The organism is Bacillus sp. FSL K6-2944, assembly GCF_038005385.1.
In the GTDB taxonomy this organism is placed as follows: Bacteria; Bacillota; Bacilli; order Bacillales; family Bacillaceae_G; genus Bacillus_A; species Bacillus_A cereus.
Genome location: NZ_JBBOTE010000001.1, coordinates 3486104 through 3512161, shown reverse-complemented (window position 1 = coordinate 3512161; position 26058 = coordinate 3486104). Strand labels below are relative to the sequence as shown.

Below are 26058 nucleotides of genomic sequence, written 5' to 3'. Positions count from 1 at the left end.
GAAGGTGAAAAACGTGAGATTAGATAAATTATTAGCAAATATGGGATATGGAAGTAGAAAAGAAGTAAAGAAATTATTGAAAGATGGCGTTGTGAAAATTGATGGAACGCCAGTAAAAGATGCGAAAGTTCATGTAAATGTAGAAGAGCAAGAAGTTATGATTCACGGTGAAGTTGTGGAATACAAAGAATTTGTTTACTTAATGATGCATAAACCACAAGGTGTTATTTCAGCGACGGAAGATGATAATCATGAAACAGTAATAGATTTATTAGAATTAGAAGATGCAATCTTTGATCCGTTCCCAGTTGGACGACTTGATATCGATACGGAAGGCTTCTTATTGATAACAAATGATGGGAAGTTATCACATCAATTATTATCTCCGAAAAAGCATGTGCCGAAAAAATATTATGCACACGTTGCAGGAGTAGTAACAGAAGAGGATGTAAAAGAATTTGCTAAAGGTGTTATTTTAGACGATGGCTATGAAACAAAGCCAGGTGCACTTACAATATTGAAAAGCGATGATATTTCTGAAATTGAGCTTGTGATTACGGAAGGGAAATTCCATCAAGTGAAGCGTATGTTTGAAGCGGTAGGAAAAAAAGTAGTCTACCTAAAGAGAACAGAGATGGGTCCGTTAGTATTAGATGAAGAACTAGAACTTGGACAATACCGAGAGCTAACAGATGAAGAAGTAGAAATGTTAAAAACATATCAAGTAGATACTGAAAAGTAGTACCTTTATAGGCGCAGAAAAGACCCCTTTCTAATCATTAGAAAGGGGTATGTATTTATTTACCATACAATTATTTTTCGTTATGAGGTCATTCTCACTTTCTTTCCTGTTGTTGTCCACTTACCGCGGCAAGGGCTATACACGAGTTCATTAAACTGCAACACATTTAGATCACGTTGTATCGTTCGCGGTGTGATCCCGAACTCATCTACAAGGTCTTTCGTCGTTACCGTTCCGTTTTCATTGATGTACATATAAATTGATTTAATGCGTGTTAGCATACGAGTAGTTGTAGGTTTCAAGAGAAAACCACTCCTCTACTAGTTTTTTTGACCCCATTCAGGAAAGAAGGTCGTTACTACCATTGTACTCTACATGATAAAATTCATGCTTTAATCTACTTAAATTTTACAGAAATTTAACAAATATTCATATAGAAAAATATTGGTAGTTGACATTGTATATATGGTCAGTCAACTAACACATAAAATTCTACGTAAAACGCCAAATTCCTGCAAATTTTTTTGAAAAAACAAAAGAAAAACTAATAAGAAATATCTGAAATATTACAATTGTTCGGTATTTAGTTTTCGTGTATGGCATAAGAGATTTCTGTTTGTTATGATGAAAGAAACAATATAGTGAAGGATGGATGCGTGATGTCAGCGATTAATTGGACAGAAGAAGTTGCAAAACGAAAAGATGATTTAATTCGTGATACACAACAATTTTTACAAATTAAAAGTGTATGGGAAGAAGAATCTGCGAAAGAGGGCGCACCATTCGGTGAAGGTGTAGAAAAAGCTCTATCTTTCATGTTACATAAAGGAGAAGCTGAAGGTTTTGCTTCTAAAAATTTAGAAGGATATGCAGGTCATCTTGAAATGGGACAAGGAGAAGAATTAGTAGGTATTCTTTGTCACGTTGACGTTGTACCAGAAGGAGATGGCTGGACGACTCCCGCATATAGTGCGGATATTCGCGATGGAAAGATTTTTGCACGTGGTGCAATTGACGATAAAGGCCCAACGATGGCAGCATATTATGCAATGAAAATTGTGAAAGAATTAGGCTTACCTCTTTCAAAACGTGTTCGTATGATTATAGGAACAGATGAGGAAAGCAATTGGAAATGTGTAGATCACTACTTTAAAAATGAAGAAATGCCAACAATTGGTTTTGCACCGGATGCAGACTTTCCAATTATTAATGCAGAAAAAGGAATTTCTGATATACAAGTTGTGCAAAATGGTAGTGAAGAGAAAAAAGGTACATATGAACTTGTTTCATTTGATTCAGGGCGCCGTTTAAATATGGTTCCTGATTTTGCAGAAGCAGTTATCACAGGAGAAGATGTAAATGCACTTACAGTAGCATATGAAGAGTATTTACAAACTGCTAAAAAAATAGGGAAATCGACTATAGAAGGAAATACAGTGACGTTGCAAATAGAAGGAATTTCAGCGCACGGATCTACTCCTGAAAAAGGAGAAAATGCAGGTTTATTATTAGCAAACTTCTTAACTACAGTTTCACTTGATGGAAAAGCAACTGCATTTGCGACATTTTCAACAGAAACATTTACTGGTGATATTTTTGGTGAAAAAGCTACTATTGCTTACAAAGATGAAATTAGCGGTCCGTTAACAGTGAATGTCGGTCGCATTTCTTATACGAAAGAAAACGGTGGTAACTTAGGGCTAAACGTACGTTACCCAGTTACAACTAACTTTGAAGAAATAATTGTGAAGTTGAAAGAATATGTTGGTACGCATGGTTTTGAAGTGGCTGACTATTCTAATTCTCGCCCACATCACGTCGATAAAGATCACGTATTAATCCGTACGTTACAACGTGTGTATGAAGAACAAACAGGTGAAAAAGCAGAACTATTAGCAATCGGCGGCGGTACTTATGCTCGTTCATTAAAAGCTGGTGTGGCATTTGGCCCGCTATTCCCTGGAAAAGAAGAACTTGCGCATCAAAAAGATGAGTATATCGAAATTGAAGACTTATTGAAAGCAACAGCAATTTACGCGCAAGCAATTCATGAATTAGCGAAGTAATGGATATATAAATAATGTCCGCTCTCTATTTTGGAGAGCGGCTTCTTTTTACCTGAATGAGATAAGAAAGAAAAGCAACAATAGAAAAGAAGGAGAAGATGTACATGGAACTGCATTATTTTGTCGCAATTACGTTACCGAATCATATAAAAGAAATGCTGTCTAACTATAAAGAGGATATGCAAGAGGAATTACAATTTCGTTCATGGGTACATAAAGAAGACTATCATATTACCCTTTCATTTTTAGGGAGTGCAACGGGGGAACAATTAGAGGGAATAAAGAATGGATTACAAACAATTGCAGAAACAAAAGAACTATCGTTCACATTACAAGGTTTTTCAACGTTTGGTAGGGAAGATCAGCCTCGTATTTTTTGGGCGAAGGTAAGTGAGAATCACGATTTGTTTCAGTTGCAAAAGCAAATACATGCCATTTGTGAAGAAAATGGATTTTCTCTAGAAACACGCCCATATCACCCGCATATTACCGTTGCTCGTAAATGGATAGGAGAAGAAAAGTTTCGTTTAGAAAGTATAAAAGAAGTGCCTGAAATATCATTTCAAGCAGATACAATTACTTTATACGAATCCCACGTGAAAGAAACCCCGAAGTATAAATCGATTGCTGAAATAAAATTACAAAAATAGAATGTTGAAAACGTTTTTTATGCAGGTGAATATACTATAGAGAAGAATGGAGTTACTGTATAGAGTCTTGTTGATAAGAAAAGCCTTATCATTTGCAGCTCATTTTATCTCGCCTAATTGGTGAAGGCTAATAATAAGTGAGGATGGAAAAATTTTCTCGCTCATTAAAGTTTCACTTTATTTTAACTTTGAGAATGATGGTGATTTTTTTATGTTGAAAGTAAAACGTCCATTTGATGCCTATTTAGATGAAATGAATAAAATTACAATTTTGCTCCCACATGCGTATGGAACAAGTCGGACATTTCGTTTGCAAGAAGGAAGTAATGTGAAAGATTTACCGATTGCTCATACTATTGCGCTTCCAGATGCAACGAAGTATGAGTGCTTTATAGAAGAGCCGCTAGATGTGGGGAAGTATTATACAGTACGAGATGAACGGAATGAAGAAACTGATTTACAAATAGGTGCTGTTATTCGAACAAAAAGTTTCGATGAAAAGTATTATTACGAAGGTACAGATTTAGGTGCTGTTTATCAAAAAGAAGAAACGACATTTAAAGTATGGGCCCCAACTGCAAGGCTTGCGAAAGTAAGAATTTATAAGAGCGATAAAGAATATACCGATCATGAAATGTACAGGGGAGAAAACGGAGTTTGGATTCAAACATTACAAGGTGATTTAGACGGAGCACGCTATACATTTCTCGTTTGTATTAATTTAATATGGAACGAAGCTGTAGATCCTTATGCAAAGTCGGTGACGGTAAATGGAAAACATGGTGTTGTTATCAATTTAGAAAAAACGAATGTAACAAGACGAGAGGGATTACCAACATTACAATCAATGACAGATGCCATATTGTATGAACTGCATATTCGTGATGCGACTATACATCCAAATAGTGGAGTAATTCAAAAGGGAACATATAAAGGATTGATGGAAGAGGGAACAACAGGACGGAATGGGACATTAACAGGGTTGTCCCATATAAAAGATTTAGGTGTTACACATGTTGAACTATTACCTTTATATTGTTTCGGTGGTGTAGATGAGGCGAATCCTTCGTCCGCCTATAATTGGGGATATAATCCATTATATTACAATGCACCAACAGGATATTATGCTACAAACCCCTCTGATCCGTATAACAGGATAGTTGAGTGCAAACAACTAATTGAAACATTTCATGAACAAGGTATTAGGGTGATTATAGATGTTGTCTATAATCATGTTTATGAAAGAGAGCTATCATCATTTGAAAAGCTTGTTCCAGGATACTATTTTCGTCATGGTGAAGATGGTATGCCTTCTAATGGGACGGGAGTCGGAAATGATATAGCGTCTGAACGGAAAATGATGAGGAAATTCATTGTAGAGTCTATTTTATATTGGCTTACTGAATACAATGTCGATGGATTCCGATTCGACTTAATGGGAATTTTAGATGTTGATACAATGAATATGATAGAAAAAGAAGTGCGAAACATAAAACGAGATGCTTTGTTATTAGGAGAAGGATGGGATTTACAAACACCGCTTCCTGCCAAAGAAAAAGCAACGTTAAATAATGCGAAGAAAATGCCACATATCGCGCAGTTTAATGATCAATTTCGTGATGGGATAAAAGGGAGTACATTTCATATAAATAAGCGTGGTTTTGCATTTGGTGGGCATGTAGACTGTAATCATTTGCAGTATATTGCAGCAGGAAGTCTTTTAAGTATGAAAGAAACAGGGCTGTTTCTAGAGCCAGCGCAAAGCATTAACTATGTAGAATGTCATGATAATATGACGATGTGGGATAAACTAGTGCGCAGTAATGAAGAATCAGAAACGATTTTGAAAAAACGTCACCTGTTAGCGAGCGCAATGGTTATTCTTTCACAAGGCATTCCTTTCTTACACGCAGGGCAAGAGTTTTATCGTACGAAGAAAGGAAATGAAAATAGTTATAATGCAAATGATGAGATTAATCAATTAGATTGGGATCAAAAAGAGAAAGAGATAGAGACTGTTAACTATATAAAAGGTTTAATTGCGATTCGTAAAGAGCATGGGGCATTCCGATTACAAAGCGCAGACCTTATAAAAAAACATATGACTTTTTTACAAACATCTACAGAAGTACTTGCATATCACCTAGAGCATGCAGAAACGTTTGGGCCATGGAAAGAGATTATCGTCTTATTTAATAGCGGTTTAGAAGCTAAAACTGTGCAACTTCCGAAAGAAGCAACGTGGCATGTGTTAGTAAACGAAAACGAAGCGAAAATAGAGCCAATTTCTTCATTTAGAGGAAAGGAACTTAAGCTCGCTCCAATTAGCACGTATATATTGACGATAATGTGACAAATCGCTACTTGACGATGAGAATGTAATAAATGTAGAATTGACAAAGGTGACGATTTTGATAAGTTGTCATTCTATGACAGGTTTTGTAAAATAAAATAGAGGATTTTTGGCTTAGGCTAATTTTTCTTTTCATTTACAGTAAAATATATGAATCCACAACATGTGTAGAAATGTTGCGGTTTTTCTTTTCATAACTATAAAAGATAAGGATTTGTTAACGGGTAATGAATATGGAATGGTTGGAACAATTATTAGGAAAAGAGTGGAGTCTTGTACCGGCTGGTGGAGTAACGGGCGATGCATATATTGCGCAAAACGGACAACAGAAGTTATTTTTAAAGCGGAATACATCGCCCTTTTTAGCGGTATTGTCAGCAGAAGGAATTGTTCCAAAATTACTTTGGACAAGAAGGGTAACGAACGGTGATGTAATTTCTGCTCAAAAATGGCTTCCGGGACAGAAGTTAGAGCCAGAGGATATGAAACTAGAACGTGTTGCGAAACTTTTGAAGAAAATTCACTCCTCTAAAGCGCTTGTACAGATGATTCAAAGACTTGGGAAGCAACCGCTTCACGCACAAGAGTTATTACAACAACTGCAACTCGTTTTAAGAGGAGATATAAGGGATGATGAAACAATTCAGCAAGGCCTTCAATATTTAATGGATTCATTAAAAACTATTGAATACAATGAATTCGTTGTATGCCATTGTGATGTAAACCATAACAACTGGATATTGTCGGATGAAGATGAGTTGTTTTTAATTGATTGGGATGGAGCTGTAATTGCTGACCCAGCTCTAGACCTTGGTATGTTATTATATTGGTACATTCCGCGCCAGGAGTGGAGTGAGTGGCTCGGTTTTTATGATATTGAAATGGATGAATCGCTGCTTAGGCGCATGAGATGGTATGTGATAGCACAAACGATTTTGTCTATTCAATGGCATACAACAAAAAAACAGCAAGCAGAAGCTGAATATTGGCATCAATATTTACAGCAACTACTTGCTTCAGAATAATACTTAAGAAAAATTGTCCATTCCAGCAATCCACTGAGTAAGTTGTTCTTGATTATTGGAAATATGGTTGTCCAAATTAGAGGAAGATTTACCCGATTGACTATAAGAATATACATCGTTTAGCATTGTTTTAGCGTCACTACTTATATTATCGTTTGCGAGTAACGATTGAATGAGGCGCTCTAATTGCTCGCATTCTGAAACTGTCCCGCAGCAATCACTTTGGTGGTTGACTAAAATATCTTTCAGCACTTCTAATTGATGTTGTTGATTAATTGGCATGAACGGATCATCCTTTCGATTGTTTTTCTCTTCAAATGTAAGAGAAAAAGCTGTTTCGTCATGGAATGTTTAATGCTGTATGTAGTTTTTATCAAAATGGTACATCTTATACTTGAAAGAAACGGACCGAGTGCTCGTACGTACTTGGTTTTTTGTTTGGTAGATTGATTAAAAAACAGAAAGAAGGAATTATTCCTTTAAAATAGTTTTGTAAAGAGAGGGAGACATCTATGCGTTTAAGACATAAACCATATGCAATGGATCGAATTAATGAGTATTCACATATCGTAATCGGAAACCCAGAGGAGCGCGCTGGTAACTGGAAAGAAGTATTTGGAAATGAACAACCAATTCATATTGAAGTAGGTACAGGTCGTGGCCGCTTTATGTATGATATGGCAAAAGCGAATCCACATATTAATTATATTGGAATTGAAAAATTCACAAGTGTTGTTGTAGATGCACTTGATAAATTAATTGAAGAAGAAGTGCCGAACTTAAAGTTAATTAATAAAGATGCTGAAGATTTAACAGTTTTCTTTGCAAAAGGTGAGATTGATCGCGTTTATTTAAACTTCTCAGATCCATGGCCAAAGAAGCGTCATACGAAGCGTCGTTTAACGTATAAAACGTTTTTACGCAATTATGAAGAAGTGTTAGTAGAAGGCGGAGAAATTCATTTCAAAACAGATAATCAAGGTTTATTTGAATATTCTCTTATGAGTATGGCTGAGTATGGTATGTTACTAACGTACTTAAGCTTAGATCTTCATAACAGCGACTTTGAAGGTAACATCATGACTGAATACGAAGAGAAATTCTCTAGTAAAGGTCATCGTATTTACCGAGTTGAAGCAAAATATCGTACAGAGCCTATGCAGTAATGCATAGGTTTTTTTACATCTAAAATAATCAGAATTTTATGTTAAGATTAATTGAAAGGGGGATGTGTAATGGAACAGTTACAAATTGGAGATATAAAAGTAACGTGGTTAAAAGGCGGAAATACACATTTAGATGGAGGGGCAATGTTTGGTGTTGTGCCGAAAGTACTTTGGTCACGTAAATATAAACATAATGACACAAATCATATTTACTTACGAACAGATCCGTTACTTTTACAAACGAAAGATGGAAATATGCTCATTGATTCAGGAATAGGAAACGGTAAGTTGAATGAGAAGATGAAACGAAATCAAGGTGTAACAGAAGAATCATCGGTTTATGAATCGTTAGAAAAACAGGGATTAAAGCCTGAAGATATTCAATATGTTTTAATGACACATCTTCATTTTGATCATGCATCTGGTCTAACAAAATGGGAAGATGATCACCTTGTGCCGGCATTTCCAAATGCGAAAGTTTACGTAAGTGAAACAGAATGGAATGAAATGAGGAATCCAAACATTAGATCACGTAATACATATTGGAAGGAAAATTGGGAGCCAATTGTAGATCAAGTTGTTACGTTCCAGCAAGAAATAGAAATTACAGATGAAATCAAGATGGCGCATACGGGTGGGCATAGTGATGGACATGCAGTCATCGCTTTGGAGAGTCAAGGGGAAACGATGCTACATTTAGCAGATCTCTTGCCGACGCACGCGCATCAAAATGTATTATGGGTAATGGCATACGATGATTATCCGATGACCTCGATTGAAAATAAACAAAAGTGGATGAAGTATGGTGCTGACAAAGAGGCGTGGTTTACGTTTTATCATGATGCATATTATCGTGCTGTGAAGTGGAATGAGGAAGGGCATATCGTAGAAAAAATAGAACGGAAAACGAGTATAGAAGCATAAAAATAGGCAGTTGTTCCATCATATTTATTGGAGCAGCTTCTTTTTTATTGTGGGGTTTTGTCGGTAAGTCGATATATTTAAAAAATCGCCGATATAATTTGAGTTGCACTGATATATTCGAAAAATCGCTGATATAATTTTAAACAATACTCGCAATTTCAAAAAAATAAGAGGTTCACCTAATGGGAACCCTCCGTTTTATGCTGCTATAACCTCTAAAACAGTACCTGTTTTAGCATCAACTAAAAATTCAAATCGTTCTTGTATATCATTTAACATCGTTGTAAGACCGCCGCGATAAACTTCATATGCGACATCATATTTTTCAAATGTCTCTGGAACCATATGTACCCAGGAGCCAGTAATTTCACCTTTATGACTTAATGCTTGTTTCACCATTTTCAATGCTTTTTCTGAAGAAATATGGGATTGTTCTTGTACTTTGTTTGCAACGAGATAACCAGCTGCGAACCCAACGCCAAGACCTGCTACTAAACCTTTCCAGCTCATATATTCACCTCAATTCTATAAAATAAAAATAGTGTACCGATAATAATTATAAAGCAAATACAGTTAAAAAAGAAGAAACTAGAAACATTTCGAAAATTTCGTTACAATAAAAGAGGTATTCTACTAAGGTTTGAAAGAAGGGGACTTCGTGAATAAAGAGACATTACAATTATTTCGTACGTTAACAGAATTACAAGGTGCATCAGGTTTTGAACATGATGTACGCCGTTTTATGAAACAAGAATTAAGCAAATATGCGGATGAAATTGTACAAGACGGTTTAGGTAGCGTATTTGGTCTGAAAAAAGGGGACGAAACTGGCCCACGTGTTCTTGTAGCAGGTCATATGGATGAAGTAGGTTTCATGGTTACGCAAATTACGAAAAACGGAATGCTTCGTTTTCAAACGTTAGGCGGCTGGTGGAGCCAAGTTTTATTAGCACAGCGTGTACAAGTTATGACGAAGAATGGTCCTGTTATTGGGGTTGTTGGTTCTATTCCTCCTCATTTATTAAGTGACGCGCAACGTGCAAAACCGATGGATATAAAAAATATGTTAATTGATATAGGTGCAGATAGTTATGAAGATGCGATTGAAATTGGTGTAAAACCAGGACAACAAATCGTGCCGATCTGCCCGTTTACACCGATGGCAAATGAGAAGAAAATTATGGCGAAAGCTTGGGACAACCGTTACGGATGTGGTCTTGCAATCGAATTGTTAAAAGAATTAAAAGACGAAACATTACCAAATACATTATATTCTGGTGCTACTGTACAAGAAGAAGTAGGTCTTCGCGGAGCGCAAACCGCTGCAAATATGATTCAACCAGACATTTTCTATGCGCTTGATGCAAGTCCAGCAAACGATGCATCTGGTGACAAAACACAGTTCGGTCAATTAGGAAAAGGTGCTCTTCTTCGTATTTACGATCGCACGATGGTAACACATAGAGGAATACGCGAATTCATTTTAGATACAGCAGAAACAAACAACATTCCGTACCAATACTTTATTTCACAAGGTGGTACAGATGCGGGCCGTGTACATACAAGTAACTCTGGTATCCCATCAGCAGTAATTGGTGTTTGTGCGCGCTACGTTCATACACATGCTTCAATTTTACATGTTGATGATTATGCAGCGGCGAAAGAATTAATTACGAAGCTTGTAAGAACAACAGATAAAACGACGTTAGAGACAATTAAGAATAACGCGTAGAGAGGAAGAAGGGCTGAAGAGCCTTTCTTTTTTTAGATTGAATAGATGACCCAGCGATGAGTGGGAGCGGTCAGTGCCTAATTGGTGCTCGAATGGTGTATTAAGACCCTAGATAGGAAAAGAGAGGAAGGCTGTTTTTGTTTTTGAAGACGGTAATGTTGTTAGAAAAAACCTTCTTTTTTAGATTGAATAGATGACCCAGCGATGAGTGGGAGCGGTCAGTGCTTAATTGGTGTTCGAATGATGTATGAAGACTCCAAGTAGGAAGTGAGAGGAAGGCTGTTTTTGTTTTTGAAGACGGTAATGTTGCTAGAAAAAACCTTCTTTTTTGGCTGAATAGATGACTTGGTGATATGTGGTAGTGGTTGATGCTTAATTCGTATCTGATAGAGGTATTAGAATAGAATGATGAATTTTTATAGAGGTGAACGAAATGAAAGTAGTAGTAGGATCAAAGAATAAAACGAAGGTTGGCGCTGTGGAGAAGGTTTGGAAAGATGCTGAAATTACATCTCTTTCTGTTCCGTCAGGAGTATCAGCTCAGCCTTTCTCAGATGAAGAGACGATGCAAGGAGCGATTAATAGAGCGAAGCGAGCGCTAGAGGAAGGAGAAGCTCCAATTGGTATTGGGCTAGAAGGCGGCGTAATGAAAACGGAGCACGGTTTATTTATGTGTAACTGGGGCGCGCTAGCAACAATGGATGGGAAAGTATTTGTGGCCGGAGGAGCGCGTATTACGTTACCAGACGATTTTTTAGCACCTCTTGAAGATGGTAAGGAATTAAGCGAAGTGATGGAAGAGTTTGTGCAGCGAAAAGATATTCGTAGTCACGAAGGTGCTATCGGTATTTTTACAGATGATTATGTCGACCGCACGGAATTATTTGTACACGTTGTTAAGTTGTTAGTTGGGCAATATAGGTATGACAAAAAGCAAGCATAAACCTTGCACCATGCGCGATGTATGGTAGTATAAAAGAAAGATTATAACATGAAAAATGCACCCGTTAGAGGAGGAAATATAGATGAAGTCATTAGAAAGCATGGAGCAATTCCAACAGTTAAAAAATGAAGAGAATGTAGTCTTTATGTTCTCAGCAGAATGGTGCCCAGACTGCCGCTTTGTAGATCCATTTATGCCAGAAGTAGAAGAGAAATATAGTGATTTCTCATTTTACTATGTAGATCGTGATGAGTTTATTGATCTATGTGTAAAATTAGACGTATTTGGCATTCCGAGCTTTGTAGCGTACAATAAAGGTGAAGAAACTGGTCGCTATGTAAACAAAGATCGTAAAACACAAGAACAAATCGAAGAGTTCATTGAAGGTTTAAAATAAGGCAATTTGCCAATTGAATTGTAAAACAACCTCTACCTTCGCGGGGGAGGTTATTTTTTTGGAAGGGAGGAAAAAAGAGATGAAGATGACAAGTAAAAAGATGAAAGATGAGTTAATAAAGAAATTATCTCGCCCAGAATGGGACTTTCAGTATGATAGTGAGAAAGAAGTTTTACGTATTGAACAAAAAGACTCCAAAAAAGGTATTAACGTATCGCTTCCAGGAGTTGTGGCAAAATGGGAAGTGAACAAGGAAAAGGCAATTGAAGAAGTTGCTTATTACGTACAAGAAGCGCTAATTGCGATGCATAAAGAAGAAAATAGCGGAGCGAAAATTTTACCTGTTATTCGCTCTACTTCTTTCCCGAAACAAGCAGAAGAAGGAAATCCGTTTATTATGACGGATCATACGGCGGAAACACGTATTTACTACGCGCTAGATTCGAATAAAACGTATCGACTAATTGATGAGCGTCTATTACAAAAATTAGAACTTACAGAACAGCAAGTGCGTGAAATGGCATTATTCAACGCACGCTCATTAGGTTATGAATTTAAACAAGACACAGTAGCGGGTAATACATTCTACTTTTTAAACACAAATGATGGGTATGACGCGACTCGTATTTTAAACGAATCGTTACTACAATCGATGCGTGAAAAGATTTCTGGTGACATGGTTGTTGCTGTTCCTCACCAAGATGTATTAATTATTGCTGATATCGTCAACGAAATCGGTTATGATATTATTGCACAAATGACAATGAAATTTTTTGCCGAAGGGCATGTTCCGATTACATCACTTTCATTCGTATATGAAGATGGAGAATTTGAACCAATCTTTATTTTAGCGAAAAATCGGAAGAAGACAGATGGAAAAGAGAAAGGATGAACGAAGTGAACGTTTTTTACAACCTTGAAGGAATTGGTGACACTTTAATTGTTGCCTTACAAGATATTACTTTAGAGAACCGTACTTTTGATCGCAAAGGAGATGTTGCACGCGTATATGATCGTGAAAGCAATGTAACAGCAGGATTCAACATTTTTAATGCATCTTCTTACTTAGAAGTAAAAGAAACAGGCAACCTTACATTAACGAAAGAGCTTGTAGAGAAAATCAACGAAATTTTAGCGAAGAATGGCTTTGAAGAAACAGTAGAAGCAGATCTTTCTCCGAAATTTGTTGTAGGCTATGTAGCTGAAAAAGAAAAGCATCCAAATGCTGACAAGCTAAACATCTGTAAAGTAGAAATCGGTACAGAAACATTACAAATCGTATGTGGTGCACCAAACGTTGATGCAGGACAAAAAGTTGTCGTTGCAAAAATTGGTGCTGTAATGCCAAGTGGTATGTTAATTAAACCAGCAGAACTTCGCGGTATTCCTTCTTCTGGAATGATCTGCTCTGCATGTGAATTAGAGCTTCCAGATGCTCCACAAGAAAAAGGTATTCTTGTATTAGAAGATAGCTTTGAAGTTGGACAAGAGTTTAAATTTTAATTGATATAAGAAAAGAGAGGTTGTCCTTTTGGGCAGCCTCTCTTTTTGTTTTGTCATTTTTTGTTGGTAAGTCGATATTCCGTGTCGAATCGTTGATATATGTAGAGTTACGATAGATATATTTGAAAAATCGTTGATATATGTAGAGTTGTGACAGATATATTCAAAAAATCATTCATATTATAAGGATGTCACCTTTTTTCTTAAAATCTATATTGTATTTTATAAACAAACTAGTTAAAATTTAGAAAAATAGAAGGGGATAGACGTATGAAACAACAAATAAAAATCGCAGAACTTCTAAAACGAATTGAAACTTCAAAACAGCAAGATATTGAGCTAGGTACTTATGAAATATATGTGTTTAGTGAAAGTGAATTAGAAAAAGGACAAATCGGTTACCGATACGATAAACATAAAAATTCATTAATAAGTGAAGAAAACGGAAAGTGGCAAGAAGGATGGATTACAATTGGATATGAAACGGATATGGGCGATCCAGTTTTCGTAAATATAGATGATGACGCTTATCCGGTTTATACTGCAGAACGTGGTACAGAAAAATGGCAGCCAGTTTATATTGGAAATATGGATGAGATTATAGGGCAATTATAAGAAAAACTTTGAATCCGGTGCAAAGTGATGGGAGAGAAGTATGAAGTATATAAAAATAATGAGCATGATTGCATTCATTGGAATATATATGGCCGGTTGTTCACAAGAGCAGCCGAAAAAAGAAACTACATCTTCTATACAAGAGAAAAACAAAGATACCAAAGAAGACGCACCGGTAGAAAAGCAGCAAGAACAAGAAAAGAATGAAGAGTCACAAGCAATTCAAACGAATGAGCAAGTAGAACATAAGCAAGAGGAAGTATCATCTGAGGAAAAGAAAGAAGAAACTACGCCAGTACAGCCAACTGAGCAACCAGTGCAAAATAATGAACAAAAAGTAGAGGGGAATGAAAAACAAGAGAAGTTTCTCGTCGTTATTGATCCAGGACATCAACAAAAAGCGAATTTAAATTTAGAGCCAATTGGACCAGGGGCAACAACGCAAAAATATAAAGTGACAGACGGTACAACAGGTGTTGTGACGAAAAAGAGAGAGGCTGTACTTGTATTAGAAATGGCTTTTTTATTAAAAGAAAAGCTTGAAGCAAAAGGGATACAAGTATTAATGACGAGAACATCACAAGACGTTGATATAAGTAATAAAGAACGGGCGACATTCGCAAATAATCATAAGGCGAATTTATTTTTACGTCTTCATGCAGATGGTTCTGAAAATCCAAACGAAAGTGGGTTTGCTGTATTGACGCCGGCAGAAGGAAGTCCGTATACGAAAGAGATTTATGCGGAAAGTCTTCAAATCTCTCAAATGATTGTAAATAAAATGAGGGAGAACCAGCAAGTAAAAGTAAATGGAATTAAATTTCGGGATGATCTTTCTGGATTTAATTGGGCAAAGGTTCCTGGTGTGTTATTAGAACTTGGGTTTATGTCAAACTATGAAGAAGACAAAAAATTATCTGACCCGCAGTATGTAAATTCTTTATTGCAAAGTGTAACGGATAGTGTAGATGCATATCGGAAGAGTAAAGCTTAAACGCAGTCTTACATGAAAGGCTGCGTTTTTCCATATGAAAACACTCGTAAATTAGAATATTGTGGATAAATATGACATGCTTAATTTTACCTGCACTTTTTGCCGAATGCTGATACAATAAAGGATGTTACTATTTAGTAGAAAGAGTGGTAAGCATGTTAGATTGGATGAAAAAGCTGTTTAACAAAGAGGAAGAACAAACAGCGATGAATAAAGAAGTACCAAAGCAAATTGAAAGTCAGCCGAAAATTCCTCGTGTAAACCACTACACTGAAGCAAGAGAAGCACAAATGGCAAGTAGGAATGCAGGTAAATGCCGTTTTCCTTTAGTACCGGATAATGGGTTCGATGAAGAGGATGAAAGCGAAGTAAATCGCTTTGAAGAACAACCTGTTCAAGGAGTAGCATATGAAGAACCGACTGCCCAAAGAGGAATAAAGGTGGAAAGAAGCAGACGACCGTATGTGGAAAAGGTTGTTTCTACATATGAAGAACCGGAAGTGCAATATGAACCGGTGCGGGAGTCTGTCGTTAAAAAGGCATCTGCACCTTCGCAAGAGAGTAACCGTAGACCATTTCGTCCAACAGAAATGATTTCGCCAATTTATGGATATAATCGTCCTTCAGTAGAGAAAAAGGTTGAAAAGCAGGAGGAAGTAAAAGAAAGAGAAGATCTTGAAATATCTGTAGAGGGTAAATCAGTCGTTGATGCATGGTTAGAGAAAAAAGGATATAAATTATCTGATTTCTCAGAAGGACAAGCACCAACTTCTTCTAGTCATAGAGCTGCTAACCAGCAAGGAGAGCAACAATATGAAGAGAATAAAAAGGAAGAAAAGTCAGTAGTTGATCAATGGCTAGAGAAAAACGGTTATGAAATTGAACGCCAAGTGCCTTTAGTAGAAGAAAAAGAAGTGATTAAAGAAATGAGTACACCGCAGGAAGTTTCAGCGGATGAATTACTTCATAAAACAGTAGCTGAGCAGATGGAAAGTGCTAAGCTAGAAAAAGATGTAGTGGTGTTAAACGAAAACAATCTACAAGAAGAATTAGTAGCTTCTAAAGTAGAGCACGAGGATACAATATTATCAGAAGAAATTAAACGTAATACAGAAATAAAACAACCTACTATTGAAGTAGAAAAGCAAGCTCCAGAAGAATCAGTGATTGTCAAAGCAGAAGAAAAACTTGAAGAAACAATCATTGTGGAAATACCAGAAGAAGTGTCAAAAGTAGAAGTAATTGCAGAAACGGAAGAGCTTGAAGAAGTAGTTATGGAAACAGAGGCACCTGAAGAAGTGGAAGTAATTGCGGAAGCAAAAGAGCTAGAAGAAGTGGAAGTAATTGCAGAAACGGAAGAGTCAGAAGAAGTGGAAGTAATTGCGGAAGCAGAAGAAACAGAAGTGATTGCAGAAACAAAAGCGCCTGTAGTAGAGACATTTGTAGCACTTGAGGAAATTCAGCAAGAAGATGAAGCAATTGAACAAAAGAGTGAATTCATACATGTTGCTGAGGCTGATGAACAAACGAAGAAAGATGTTCAAAGCTTTGCGAATGTTTTAATTGCAGAAACAGAGGAAAATAGACGAGTTGTAGAAGAAGCGCCAGTCGTAGAAGAGCAACGAGTTGTAGAAGAAGCGCCAGTCGTAGAAGAGCAACGAGTTGTAGAAGAAACACAAGTCGTAGAAGAGCAACCAGTTGTACAAAAAGAAGAACCAAAACGTGAGAAAAAGCGCCATGTACCATTTAATGTTGTTATGTTGAAACAAGATAGAACACGATTAATGGAAAGACATGCAGCTAGAGCAAATGCAATGCAGCCTTCTGCTAATGTACGAGTAGAGAATAAGCCAGTACAACAAGAGGTAGCAGAACCACAAGTGGAAGAACGCCCAGTGCAGCAAGTAGTAGCAGAACCACAAGTGGAAGAAAACCCAATGCAGCAGGTGGTAGTAGAACCACAAGTGGAAGAACGCCCAGTGCAGCAAGTAGTAGCAGAACCACAAGTGGAAGAAAAACCAATGCAGCAGGTGGTAGCAGAACCGCAAGTGGAAGAAAACCCAATGCAGCAGGTGGTAGAATCACAAGTGGAAGAACGTCCCGTGCAGCAAGTAGTGGTAGAGCAAGTACAAAAGCCAATTTCAAGTACGGAAGTACAAGAGAAAGCATATGTTGTAAATCAAAGAGAGAACGATATGCGAAATGTATTGTATACACCACCGACATATACTGTTCCACCATTAGCGCTGTTGTCGATTCCACAGCAATCAGCGTTAGATAATACAGAATGGTTAGAGGAGCAGAAAGAATTATTAGATACAACGTTTAATAATTTTCACGTTGGCGCACATGTTATTAATGTATCGCAAGGGCCAGCGGTAACTCGTTTTGAAGTACAGCCAGACCCAGGTGTGAAAGTAAATAAAATTACAAACTTAAGTGATGATATTAAGTTAAGTTTAGCTGCGAAAGATATTCGTATTGAAGCGCCGATTCCAGGGAAGAGTGCAATTGGAATTGAAGTTCCAAATAAAGAAAGCAAGCCAGTATTTCTTCGCGAAATTTTAAGAAGTCCTGTATTCACAAAGAGTGAATCACCGCTTACTGTTGCGCTTGGACTTGATATTTCAGGGGACCCAATTGTAACGGATATTCGAAAAATGCCGCACGGACTTATTGCGGGTGCAACGGGTTCAGGTAAAAGTGTGTGTATTAACGCGATTTTAACGAGTATTTTATATAAAGCGAAACCACATGAAGTGAAGTTAATGTTAATTGATCCGAAGATGGTTGAGCTTGCACCATACAATTCTGTTCCGCATCTTGTAGCACCTGTTATTACGGATGTAAAAGCAGCGACAGCTGCATTAAAATGGGCAGTTGAGGAAATGGAACGCCGTTATGAATTGTTTGCACACGCAGGTGCTCGTGATTTAACTCGCTACAATACGATTGTAAGTGAGCGAGAAATTCCAGGAGAGACATTACCTTATATCGTTATTGTCATTGACGAGTTAGCCGATTTAATGATGGTAGCACCTGGTGATGTTGAGGAAGCGATTTGTCGTATTGCGCAAAAAGCACGTGCTTGTGGTATTCATTTATTAGTAGCGACGCAGCGTCCATCTGTAGATGTTATTACAGGTTTAATTAAGTCAAACATTCCAACGCGTATTGCGTTTACTGTATCATCTCAAGTTGATTCGCGTACGATTATTGATATTGGGGGCGCGGAGAAATTACTTGGCCGTGGTGATATGTTATTCTTAGGGAACGGTACATCTAAACCAGTTCGTGTACAAGGTGTATATGTATCGGATGATGAGATTGAAAAAACAGTTGATCATGTGAAAAAGCAAATGAAGCCGAATTACTTATTTAAGCAAGAGGATTTATTAGCGAAAACAGAACAAGCTGAGTCGGAAGACGAATTGTTCCTTGATGCATGTCAATTTGTTGTAGAACAAGGGGGAGCGTCCACATCTTCTGTACAGCGAAAATTCCGCATCGGTTATAATCGCGCGGCACGTCTCATTGAAGAGATGGAATCGCAAGGAATTATTTCTGAAGGTAGAGGAACGAAACCGAGAGATGTCCTTATTTCTGAGGATGAATTTGCCGCTATGCAGGAAACAAATGTATAGTAAACGGTTTTGCTGTATACTAAGAGAAAATGTTGGATAGTAAAGTAGGGAGTAAAGCGACATGAAAGAAATTGAATTAAAATTAAAAGGTGAAATAAATAGACTAACAAATAAAACATTTAAATTTGACGAACGTGTTGGAGAAGGTTGGTTCTCTGCCGTTTACTTTTTAAAGACTAGAGAAATCATCGAAGAATTTCGCCCGAAAAGTGTTGTAACGATGCAATTTTTCCAAAAGGAAAATGCAGTTCTTTGCGGAACGGATGAAGTAATTGCATTGCTACAAACATTCGCTAAAAATCCTGAGGAACTTGAAATTAACTCTTTAAAAGATGGCGATAAAATTAGTCCATTTGAAACAGTGTTAACAATTCATGGTCCTTATGAAAATTTCGGATTTTTAGAAGGTGTCATTGATGGGATTTTAGCTCGTCGTACATCGGTTGCGACAAACGTATATAACGTTGTCCAAGCTGCGCGTAGCGTAGATAAAGAAAAACCAGTTATTTTCATGGGAGATCGTGATGATCATTATACACAACAAGCTGGTGACGGTTATGCAGCATACATCGGAGGTATGAGCGCACAAGCGACGCATGCGATGAATGAATGGTGGGGCAAAAGTGGTATGGGGACGATGCCTCACGCATTAATTCAAATGTTTAATGGTGATGTTGTGGAAGCGGCAAAAGCATATCATAAGAAATTCCCAGAAGATGAATTAGTTGTATTAATTGATTACAACAATGATGTCATTACAGATGCACTTCGCGTAGCGCGTGAATTTGGATCAACATTAAAAGGTGTACGTGTAGATACGTCCCGCACGATGATTGATCAATACTTTATTCGCCACCCAGAAGTACTTGGAACATTCGATCCACGTGGTGTAAACCCATCGCTTGTATTCGCACTTCGTAAAGCACTTGATGAAGAAGGATTCCAGCATGTAGACATCGTTGTAACTGGTGGATTTGATGAGAAGCGTATTCGTGAATTTGAAGCTCAAAACGTACCTGTTGACATATACGGGGTAGGAAGTAGCTTATTAAAAATGAATATTGGCTTTACTGGTGATAATGTAGAACTAAATGGGAAACCAGAAGCAAAAGCTGGTCGTAAATATCGTCCAAACCCACGTTTAGAGCGTGTTCAATTAGAAAAAAGAGAAGAGATGTAAAAGAGAGAAAAACTGATAGGTGATTGACCCTATCAGTTTTTCTGTTATCATAGTATAGCGGCTTCTTTTTTGCTATAATGGACTTATTATGGACATATAAAGAAGTACGTACGAGTTTATCCTGATAAGTGAAGGGAAAGAATAACTTCACTACATCAAAAATGTATGATGATTACCAAAATAAGAAAAGATTCATATACTGTCTTATAGATAGGCCGTTGTATTAGTTCGAAATGTTGGAGGTTCTTTAAGATGACAGTTTACCATTTTGTAGGAATTAAAGGAACAGGAATGAGTTCATTAGCGCAAATTCTTCATGATATGAAGCATACTGTTCAAGGGTCTGATTATGAAAAACGTTTCTTTACACAAACAGCGTTGGAAAAGCGTAGTATCTCGATCCTTCCTTTTGATAAGAATAATGTAGAAGAAGGACAAGTGATTATTGCAGGAAATGCATTTCCTGATACGCATGAAGAAATCGTAGCAGCAAAAGAATTAAACATCCCAGTCCATCGTTACCATCATTTCTTAGGTGACCTGATGAGCCAATACACAAGTGTTGCTGTAACTGGTGCACACGGAAAAACATCAACAACAGGTTTGTTAGCCCATGTAATGCAAGGTGCACACCCAACATCTTACCTTATTGGAGATGGAACAGGGCATGGGGTAGAAAATAGTAAGTATTTTGTATTTGAAGCTTGTGAGTATCGTCGTCATTTCTTGTCTTATAATCCAGACTATGCAATTATGACGAATATTGATTTTGATCATCCAGATTATTTTGCAGACATCAATGATGTATTCAGTGCATTCCAAGAGATGGCATTGCAAGTGAAAAAAGGCATTATTGCATGTGGAGATGATGAAGAACTTCAAAAAATTCAAGCGAAAGTACCTGTTATTTTCTATGGATTTGGAGAAGATAATGATTTCCAAGCACGCAACATTCAAAAGAGAACAGATGGTACGATATTTGATGTATTCGTTCGTAACACGTACTATGATACGTTCAAAATTACAGGATACGGCAATCACAGCGTATTAAATGCGTTAGCAGTAATCGCGCTTTGCCATTATGAAAATGTTGATGTAGAAGCAGTAAAACATCAATTAACAACTTTTGAAGGCGTAAAACGTCGCTTTAATGAAAAGCCGATGGGAGAGCAAGTAATCATCGATGACTACGCACACCATCCGACAGAGATTAATGCAACGATTGAAGCTGCTCGTCAAAAACATCCAGAGCGTGAAATTGTCGCTGTATTCCAGCCACATACATTCTCACGTACAGAAAAGTTCTTAGATGAGTTCGCAGAAAGCCTAAGCAAAGCTGACCAAGTATACTTATGTGATATTTTCGGATCAGCACGTGAAAACAAAGGTGAATTAACAATCGAAGATCTGCAAAAGCGTATTGACGGTGCAGAATTAATTACAGATACAACAACGGATGTATTAAAGAAACATAAAAACGGCGTTCTAATTTTCATGGGCGCAGGTGACATCCAAAAATTCGAAGCGGCTTACGTAAAAGAAGTTCAAGTTGCAGAGAAATAATAGAAAAGACGCATAGCTTGGCTGTGCGTCTTTTTTATGTTGTCGTGGTTGTGCATTAATGTTGAAACGTCGATATATATGGAGTTGTGTTCGATATATTTCAAAAATCGTTGATATATTGGTACGCGTTTTGAAATATAAATGTTAGAATAATAAGAAAACTAAAAAGGGGACTAAAAAACATGTTCACACTCCGAGTAGATGACGAAATCGAACTACAATTACTAGAAAAACATCATAAAGAGGAATTATATCAATTATTAGATCAAAACCGTAATCATTTACGGAAATGGCTCCCTTGGGTAGATGGGACAAAATCTGCTGATGCTTATGATGAAATTTTTCCGATGTGGTTAAAGAAGTTTGCAGAGGGAGACGGTTTTGAAAGTGGTATACGTTACAAAGGAAAGCTCGTTGGGATGGTAGGCATTCATCCAGTGAGCTGGGGGAAGAAAGCGACGAGTCTTGGGTATTATCTTGCAGAAGATGCTGGCGGGAAAGGTATTATGACGCGTAGCGTAAAGGCTGTACTTCACTATGCATTTGAAAATTTAAAGCTGAATAAAATTGAAATTCGGTGCGGTGTTGGAAATGCGAAAAGCCGCGCAATTCCAGAACGTTTAGGATTTAAGTTAGATGGTATTTTACGAGATGAAGAATGGCTATATGATCATTTTCATGATATCGCTGTATATAGTTTACTAGCTTCAGAATGGAAAGAGATTCGATGAACGAGAAGATTCGTATTGTTCCATATGAAAGTACGTTTCAAGAGGAAGTAGTAGATCTTATCGTTCATATTCAGCAAAAAGAGTATAATGTTTCAATTACGAAAGAAGAGCAACCTGATTTACTTGAAATAGAAACATTCTATCAAAAGGATCACGGAAACTTTTGGGTAGCAATTTATGATGGTAAAGTAGTTGGAACAGTAGCTTTATTAGATATTGAGAATCATCAAGTAGCGCTAAGAAAAATGTTCGTACAAAAAGAGTTTCGCGGAAAAGAATGGGGCGCATCACATATGTTGCTTCAAACAGCAATTTCATGGGCTGAGGATAAAAAATTGAAAGATATTTACTTAGGAACAACAGTAAAATTTTTAGCGGCACATCGTTTTTATGAAAAGAATGGTTTTCAAAGTGTGAGTATAGACGAGTTGCCGAAAAACTTTCCGGTGCTACAGGTAGATAAGAAATTTTATAGGTACATTGTGTAAAAGGTCATTTAGAAATGGCCTTTTTCTATGAACCAAAATGGAAATAGTGGTATAATTTGGATTAGGGGGTGTAGGTATGAACTTTCCAATTCAAAGAAGTAAGTCAGTAGTCATTTTCGTTTGCCTTACGTTAGTTTTTATGTTTATATATCCAATTGTCATGCTTTTCACTAATAAAGCACATTGGATGTCAGCGTTGATTGGGATGGGTTTATGCTTCATTGTAAATGTACCACTCGTTTGGGAAGTATTTATTAAAAAACATAAAGTAGAAAATGGCGTATTAAAGTACGGTATTTTAAATGATGATATTGTATTAAAAGATGTGAGAATTATACGTCAGGTCGGAAAGTCTCTTGAAATTACGACGAATGCATATAAAGTACATATGGTTGCGATGCCGCAAAATATGGATGAATTCTTGGCGCTTATAGAGAAAGAAAATCCATATGTGAAAATAGAAATGGTAGGGAAGAAATGAAATATATAAAACCTTTTTTTTGCTTGGAAATTATGCTGGTGTTTGCTATCTGCACTAGGATAAATATGAAATGGAACCTGCCTTTATATGTACCAATATTAATCGGTACTATCGCAGTGGCACTTTTATATTATTTTCATTTTCAGCAAACAAAAAGTGAGAAAAGTAGCACTATGTAGTTAGGGGGATTAGAAATGAAAAAAGCCCTTATGTTATTTTTACTTCTGTTAACTGCATCCTTTCTTTTAATAGGGTGTAGTGCGAAGAAGGAAAAGGCTGATATGAACTTAGAAAAGGCACAAAAAGTTGAAATTGAATCACTTACTGATTCAAGTGAGAAAAAAGTAATTACCGATAAGAAAAAAATTGAAAAGCTGTTTGAAGTCATGAAAATGGATAAGTGGAAAATGCAATCGGCTCCTTTAGATACTCCGCAAGGGAAAACATTTACAATGTATCAAGAGGATACACCGAAATTATTGGATTCGAGTAAAGATAAAAAAGAGTTACATGAAATTGGTACGATGACAGTATATAAAGATGTCCCTTATGTCGAAGTTGAAATGAAAAATAAGAAAATGAGTTTTAAAGTGCCAGAAGATGTGGCGAAAGAGTTATTAAAGTATTAATAAAAAAAACGCTCGGAAAAATCCCGAGCGTTTTTATTATTATTTTAAGTTCTCTGGATTTAAAGCTTCTAATTCAGCTACAACGAAGCGTCCGTCTTTACGGATGAGTACGTCGTCGAAGTAAATTTCGCCGCCGCCGTATTCAGGGCGTTGGATACATACTAAGTCCCAATGGATGTTCGAGTTGTTACCGTTCCATGCATCGTCGTAAGCTTGTCCAGGAGTGAAGTGGAAGCTGCCATCGATTTTTTCATCGAATAGGATGTCTCCCATTGGATGTAAGATGTATGGGTTTACGCCGATTGCGAACTCACCAACGTAGCGTGCGCCTTCGTCTGTATCGAAGATTTTGTTAATGCGTTCTGAATCGTTTGCAGTTGCTTCAACGATTTGGCCGTTCTCGAACTTAAGTTGTACATTTTCAAATGTATAACCGTTGTAAGGAGATGGTGTGTTGTAAGAAACTGTACCGTTAACAGAATCACGAACTGGTGCAGAGTATACTTCACCGTCTGGAATGTTTAAATGACCTGAGCATTTAATTGCTGGAATGTCTTTAATAGAGAATGTTAAGTCAGTTCCAGGACCAGTTAAACGAACTTTATCTGTTTTATTCATTAATGTAACAAGGCTGTCCATCGCCTTATCCATTTTACCGTAGTCTAAGTTACATACTTCAAAGTAGAAGTCTTCGAAAGCTTCTGTACTCATTTTAGCAAGCTGTGCCATAGAAGCATTTGGGTAGCGAAGAACAACCCAGCGTGTTTTTGGAACGCGAATGTCTCTATGAACTTTTTTACCAACTGTTTGGCCATGAACTTTCATACGCTCACTTGGAACGTCAGCTTGTTCATTAATATTATCGCCAGAGCGAAGGCCGATATAAGCGTCCATGTCTTTCATTACGCTTGCTTCATATGCAGCGATTTGTTCGAAATGTTCTTCAGTAGCCCCCATTAATAAAGAGCGATCTACTTGATGATCTTTTAAAGAGACGAATGGGAAACCACCAGCTGCATATGCTTCTTTTACAAGTGCAGTTACAAGTTCTTTTTGTAAGCCAAAGTTTTCAATTAATACTTTTTCACCTTTTTGTAAGCGGATAGAGTAGTTAATTAAATTGTATGCTAACTTTTCAATACGTGGATCTTTCATATGTAAAGCCTCCCTACTAATTATGTATCCTCTCCTATTGTAACCTACTTAGTGGAATTTGTTGAATGATTTATGTTACAGTTAACGAATAAGTATGAAAATTCTAATGATGAGATAGGGATTAGAATGAAACGGAAAATGATTGTATAATAGGGGAAAGTATGAAAAAGATAAAGGAAGTGATGAAATGCAAGTTCTTTTATATGTAAGTGCGGCTATTATCGCGGTTGCTTTCGCAGTATTAGTAGTGTATGTATGCAGAACGTTGTTATCGGTTCAGAAGACGTTAGAAAACGTTGCAAGCACGTTAGAAGGTTTAGAAAAACAAATGCAAGGAATTAGCGTAGAGACAGAGCAATTATTACATAAAACGAATGCGTTAGCTGATGATATTCAACAGAAGTCACAGTCATTAAATAAAGTGGTAGCGGGTGTAGATGGGATTGGAACGACAATCCAATCTTTAAATACGAAGCTTCGTAATGTATCAGACTCTGTAACGGACGAAATTGAAAATAACGCTGATAAAGTAGCGCAAGTTGTACAGTGGAGCAGTGCGGCGATTGAAGTATACAATCATTACCGTGCGTCGAGACAAGAGAAGAAGGTTGAAAAAGAAGAGCGTAAATTAGAAAGAATTGAGAAAAAAGCTGAAAAGAAAGAGAAACGCTCTAGATTTCGTATGAGAGGTGAATCGTGATGAATATGACAAAACTTGAAACAATTGAAGAGCTTGAAGTCTTAGTAGAAAAGAACGAGCCGTATGTTCTTTTTAAACACAGTACGACATGCCCAATTAGTCACGGTGCATACACAGAATTTCAAGCGTATTGCAGCGAAGAAAGAGAAGTACCAGCGTATTACTTATACGTACAAGATGCGAGAGATGTGTCAAATCGTGTTGCAGAACAATACAGTATTAGACATGAATCACCACAAGTGTTATACATAAAAGATGGGATGGTAGTATGGAATACATCTCATTGGAATATTAAAAAAGATGCTTTAGAAGAGAATATAAAGTAAAAAGAAGCAAGCTAAAGGTGCTTGCTTCTTTTTTTTTTGTTTTTGTTGAAA

The 26058-nt window shown here is 37.0% G+C and carries 28 protein-coding genes; 24 read left to right on the top strand and 4 right to left on the bottom strand.

Features of this window, described 5'->3' with window-relative positions; translation table 11 throughout:
- The first annotated feature begins 13 nt into the window (after positions 1 to 13).
- Entirely contained in the window at positions 14 to 742 is a 729-nt protein-coding gene (locus MHH55_RS17885) for a pseudouridine synthase (protein WP_001234947.1), read from the top strand.
- A gap of 80 nt (positions 743 to 822) precedes the next feature.
- Here the strand turns inward: MHH55_RS17885 and MHH55_RS17880 are convergent, their stop codons facing one another.
- Positions 823 to 1044, bottom strand: coding sequence for a DeoR family transcriptional regulator (locus MHH55_RS17880; RefSeq protein ID WP_000805512.1), 222 nt, complete (start codon positions 1042 to 1044; stop codon positions 823 to 825).
- 357 nt (positions 1045 to 1401) lie between these two features.
- Between MHH55_RS17880 and pepV the strand changes: the two genes are divergently transcribed.
- The 4 genes from pepV to MHH55_RS17860 all read left to right on the top strand — a co-directional run bounded on the left by pepV (position 1402) and on the right by MHH55_RS17860 (position 6836).
- Positions 1402 to 2808 carry a dipeptidase PepV gene (pepV, locus tag MHH55_RS17875; RefSeq protein WP_078186249.1) on the top strand — a complete coding sequence of 469 codons (1407 nt, stop codon included), beginning with the start codon at positions 1402 to 1404 and terminating at the stop codon, positions 2806 to 2808.
- Positions 2809 to 2912: 104 nt separating this feature from the next.
- Positions 2913 to 3458 (top strand): RNA 2',3'-cyclic phosphodiesterase, encoded by a 546-nt coding sequence (gene thpR, locus MHH55_RS17870; RefSeq protein WP_048656116.1) that lies wholly within the window; start codon positions 2913 to 2915, stop codon positions 3456 to 3458.
- 211 nt (positions 3459 to 3669) lie between these two features.
- Entirely contained in the window at positions 3670 to 5811 is a 2142-nt protein-coding gene (gene pulA, locus MHH55_RS17865; RefSeq protein ID WP_000921750.1) for a type I pullulanase, read from the top strand.
- A gap of 227 nt (positions 5812 to 6038) precedes the next feature.
- Entirely contained in the window at positions 6039 to 6836 is a 798-nt protein-coding gene (locus MHH55_RS17860) for a phosphotransferase family protein (RefSeq protein WP_078186248.1), read from the top strand.
- Between the two features lie 3 nt (positions 6837 to 6839).
- Here MHH55_RS17860 and MHH55_RS17855 read toward each other — a convergent pair whose 3' ends face one another.
- On the bottom strand, positions 6840 to 7118 hold the full coding sequence (locus tag MHH55_RS17855) for a YtzH-like family protein (protein WP_001122235.1): 279 nt from the start codon (positions 7116 to 7118) through the stop codon (positions 6840 to 6842).
- Positions 7119 to 7348: 230 nt separating this feature from the next.
- Between MHH55_RS17855 and trmB the strand changes: the two genes are divergently transcribed.
- Entirely contained in the window at positions 7349 to 8002 is a 654-nt protein-coding gene (trmB, locus tag MHH55_RS17850) for a tRNA (guanosine(46)-N7)-methyltransferase TrmB (RefSeq protein ID WP_001239383.1), read from the top strand.
- Positions 8003 to 8071: 69 nt separating this feature from the next.
- Positions 8072 to 8926, top strand: coding sequence for a YtnP family quorum-quenching lactonase (locus MHH55_RS17845; protein WP_016080031.1), 855 nt, complete (start codon positions 8072 to 8074; stop codon positions 8924 to 8926).
- A gap of 198 nt (positions 8927 to 9124) precedes the next feature.
- On the opposite strand, the gene MHH55_RS17840 is transcribed toward MHH55_RS17845, so the two are convergent.
- On the bottom strand, positions 9125 to 9436 hold the full coding sequence (locus tag MHH55_RS17840; protein WP_000118543.1) for a PepSY domain-containing protein: 312 nt from the start codon (positions 9434 to 9436) through the stop codon (positions 9125 to 9127).
- A gap of 148 nt (positions 9437 to 9584) precedes the next feature.
- Here MHH55_RS17840 and MHH55_RS17835 point away from each other — a divergent pair, with 148 nt between their 5' ends.
- From MHH55_RS17835 to MHH55_RS17765, 15 genes are all read left to right on the top strand, one after another.
- Positions 9585 to 10658, top strand: a complete 1074-nt coding sequence (locus MHH55_RS17835) for a M42 family metallopeptidase (RefSeq protein ID WP_001031514.1) — start codon at positions 9585 to 9587, stop codon at positions 10656 to 10658.
- 433 nt (positions 10659 to 11091) lie between these two features.
- Entirely contained in the window at positions 11092 to 11601 is a 510-nt protein-coding gene (locus MHH55_RS17830) for a DUF84 family protein (RefSeq protein WP_078186246.1), read from the top strand.
- An 82-nt stretch (positions 11602 to 11683) separates the two neighbouring features.
- Entirely contained in the window at positions 11684 to 11998 is a 315-nt protein-coding gene (locus MHH55_RS17825; RefSeq protein WP_000838193.1) for a thioredoxin family protein, read from the top strand.
- A 79-nt stretch (positions 11999 to 12077) separates the two neighbouring features.
- The gene (locus MHH55_RS17820; RefSeq protein ID WP_000784588.1) at positions 12078 to 12890 is read left to right on the top strand and encodes a DUF1444 domain-containing protein; all 813 of its coding nucleotides are present in this window, start codon (positions 12078 to 12080) and stop codon (positions 12888 to 12890) included.
- A complete protein-coding gene (ytpR, locus tag MHH55_RS17815) occupies positions 12887 to 13501 on the top strand; it encodes a YtpR family tRNA-binding protein (protein ID WP_078186245.1) in 615 nt (204 codons plus the stop codon). The genes MHH55_RS17820 and ytpR overlap by 4 nt, the downstream gene beginning before the upstream one ends.
- Positions 13502 to 13771: 270 nt before the next feature.
- Positions 13772 to 14116 carry a hypothetical protein gene (locus MHH55_RS17810; protein ID WP_000813166.1) on the top strand — a complete coding sequence of 115 codons (345 nt, stop codon included), beginning with the start codon at positions 13772 to 13774 and terminating at the stop codon, positions 14114 to 14116.
- Between the two features lie 40 nt (positions 14117 to 14156).
- Complete coding sequence (locus MHH55_RS17805; RefSeq protein ID WP_000874046.1) at positions 14157 to 15110, top strand: N-acetylmuramoyl-L-alanine amidase; 954 nt, start codon at positions 14157 to 14159, stop codon at positions 15108 to 15110.
- 155 nt (positions 15111 to 15265) lie between these two features.
- Positions 15266 to 18754 carry a DNA translocase FtsK gene (locus tag MHH55_RS17800; protein ID WP_078186244.1) on the top strand — a complete coding sequence of 1163 codons (3489 nt, stop codon included), beginning with the start codon at positions 15266 to 15268 and terminating at the stop codon, positions 18752 to 18754.
- 61 nt (positions 18755 to 18815) lie between these two features.
- A complete protein-coding gene (locus MHH55_RS17795) occupies positions 18816 to 19934 on the top strand; it encodes a nicotinate phosphoribosyltransferase (RefSeq protein ID WP_000658370.1) in 1119 nt (372 codons plus the stop codon).
- A gap of 252 nt (positions 19935 to 20186) precedes the next feature.
- On the top strand, positions 20187 to 21497 hold the full coding sequence (gene murC, locus MHH55_RS17790) for a UDP-N-acetylmuramate--L-alanine ligase (RefSeq protein ID WP_000219468.1): 1311 nt from the start codon (positions 20187 to 20189) through the stop codon (positions 21495 to 21497).
- A gap of 182 nt (positions 21498 to 21679) precedes the next feature.
- Positions 21680 to 22228: a GNAT family N-acetyltransferase gene (locus MHH55_RS17785; protein WP_000494681.1), complete on the top strand. Its 549-nt coding sequence runs from the start codon at positions 21680 to 21682 to the stop codon at positions 22226 to 22228.
- A complete protein-coding gene (locus MHH55_RS17780) occupies positions 22225 to 22716 on the top strand; it encodes a GNAT family N-acetyltransferase (RefSeq protein WP_001003163.1) in 492 nt (163 codons plus the stop codon). The genes MHH55_RS17785 and MHH55_RS17780 overlap by 4 nt, the downstream gene beginning before the upstream one ends.
- A 76-nt stretch (positions 22717 to 22792) precedes the next feature.
- A complete protein-coding gene (locus MHH55_RS17775; RefSeq protein WP_078186243.1) occupies positions 22793 to 23197 on the top strand; it encodes a PH domain-containing protein in 405 nt (134 codons plus the stop codon).
- Entirely contained in the window at positions 23194 to 23376 is a 183-nt protein-coding gene (locus MHH55_RS17770) for a hypothetical protein (protein ID WP_078186242.1), read from the top strand. Before MHH55_RS17775 ends, MHH55_RS17770 begins: the two co-directional genes overlap by 4 nt.
- Before the next feature lie 15 nt (positions 23377 to 23391).
- Positions 23392 to 23826, top strand: coding sequence for a hypothetical protein (locus MHH55_RS17765; RefSeq protein WP_000709855.1), 435 nt, complete (start codon positions 23392 to 23394; stop codon positions 23824 to 23826).
- Positions 23827 to 23865: 39 nt separating this feature from the next.
- Here MHH55_RS17765 and MHH55_RS17760 read toward each other — a convergent pair whose 3' ends face one another.
- Positions 23866 to 24981, bottom strand: coding sequence for an aminopeptidase (locus MHH55_RS17760; protein WP_000654727.1), 1116 nt, complete (start codon positions 24979 to 24981; stop codon positions 23866 to 23868).
- Positions 24982 to 25168: 187 nt separating this feature from the next.
- Here MHH55_RS17760 and MHH55_RS17755 point away from each other — a divergent pair, with 187 nt between their 5' ends.
- Together MHH55_RS17755 and ytxJ are read left to right on the top strand one after the other, a co-directional pair.
- A complete protein-coding gene (locus MHH55_RS17755; protein ID WP_001197720.1) occupies positions 25169 to 25681 on the top strand; it encodes a DUF948 domain-containing protein in 513 nt (170 codons plus the stop codon).
- A complete protein-coding gene (gene ytxJ, locus MHH55_RS17750) occupies positions 25681 to 26007 on the top strand; it encodes a bacillithiol system redox-active protein YtxJ (protein WP_001057469.1) in 327 nt (108 codons plus the stop codon). The genes MHH55_RS17755 and ytxJ overlap by 1 nt, the downstream gene beginning before the upstream one ends.
- Positions 26008 to 26058 lie beyond the last annotated feature (51 nt).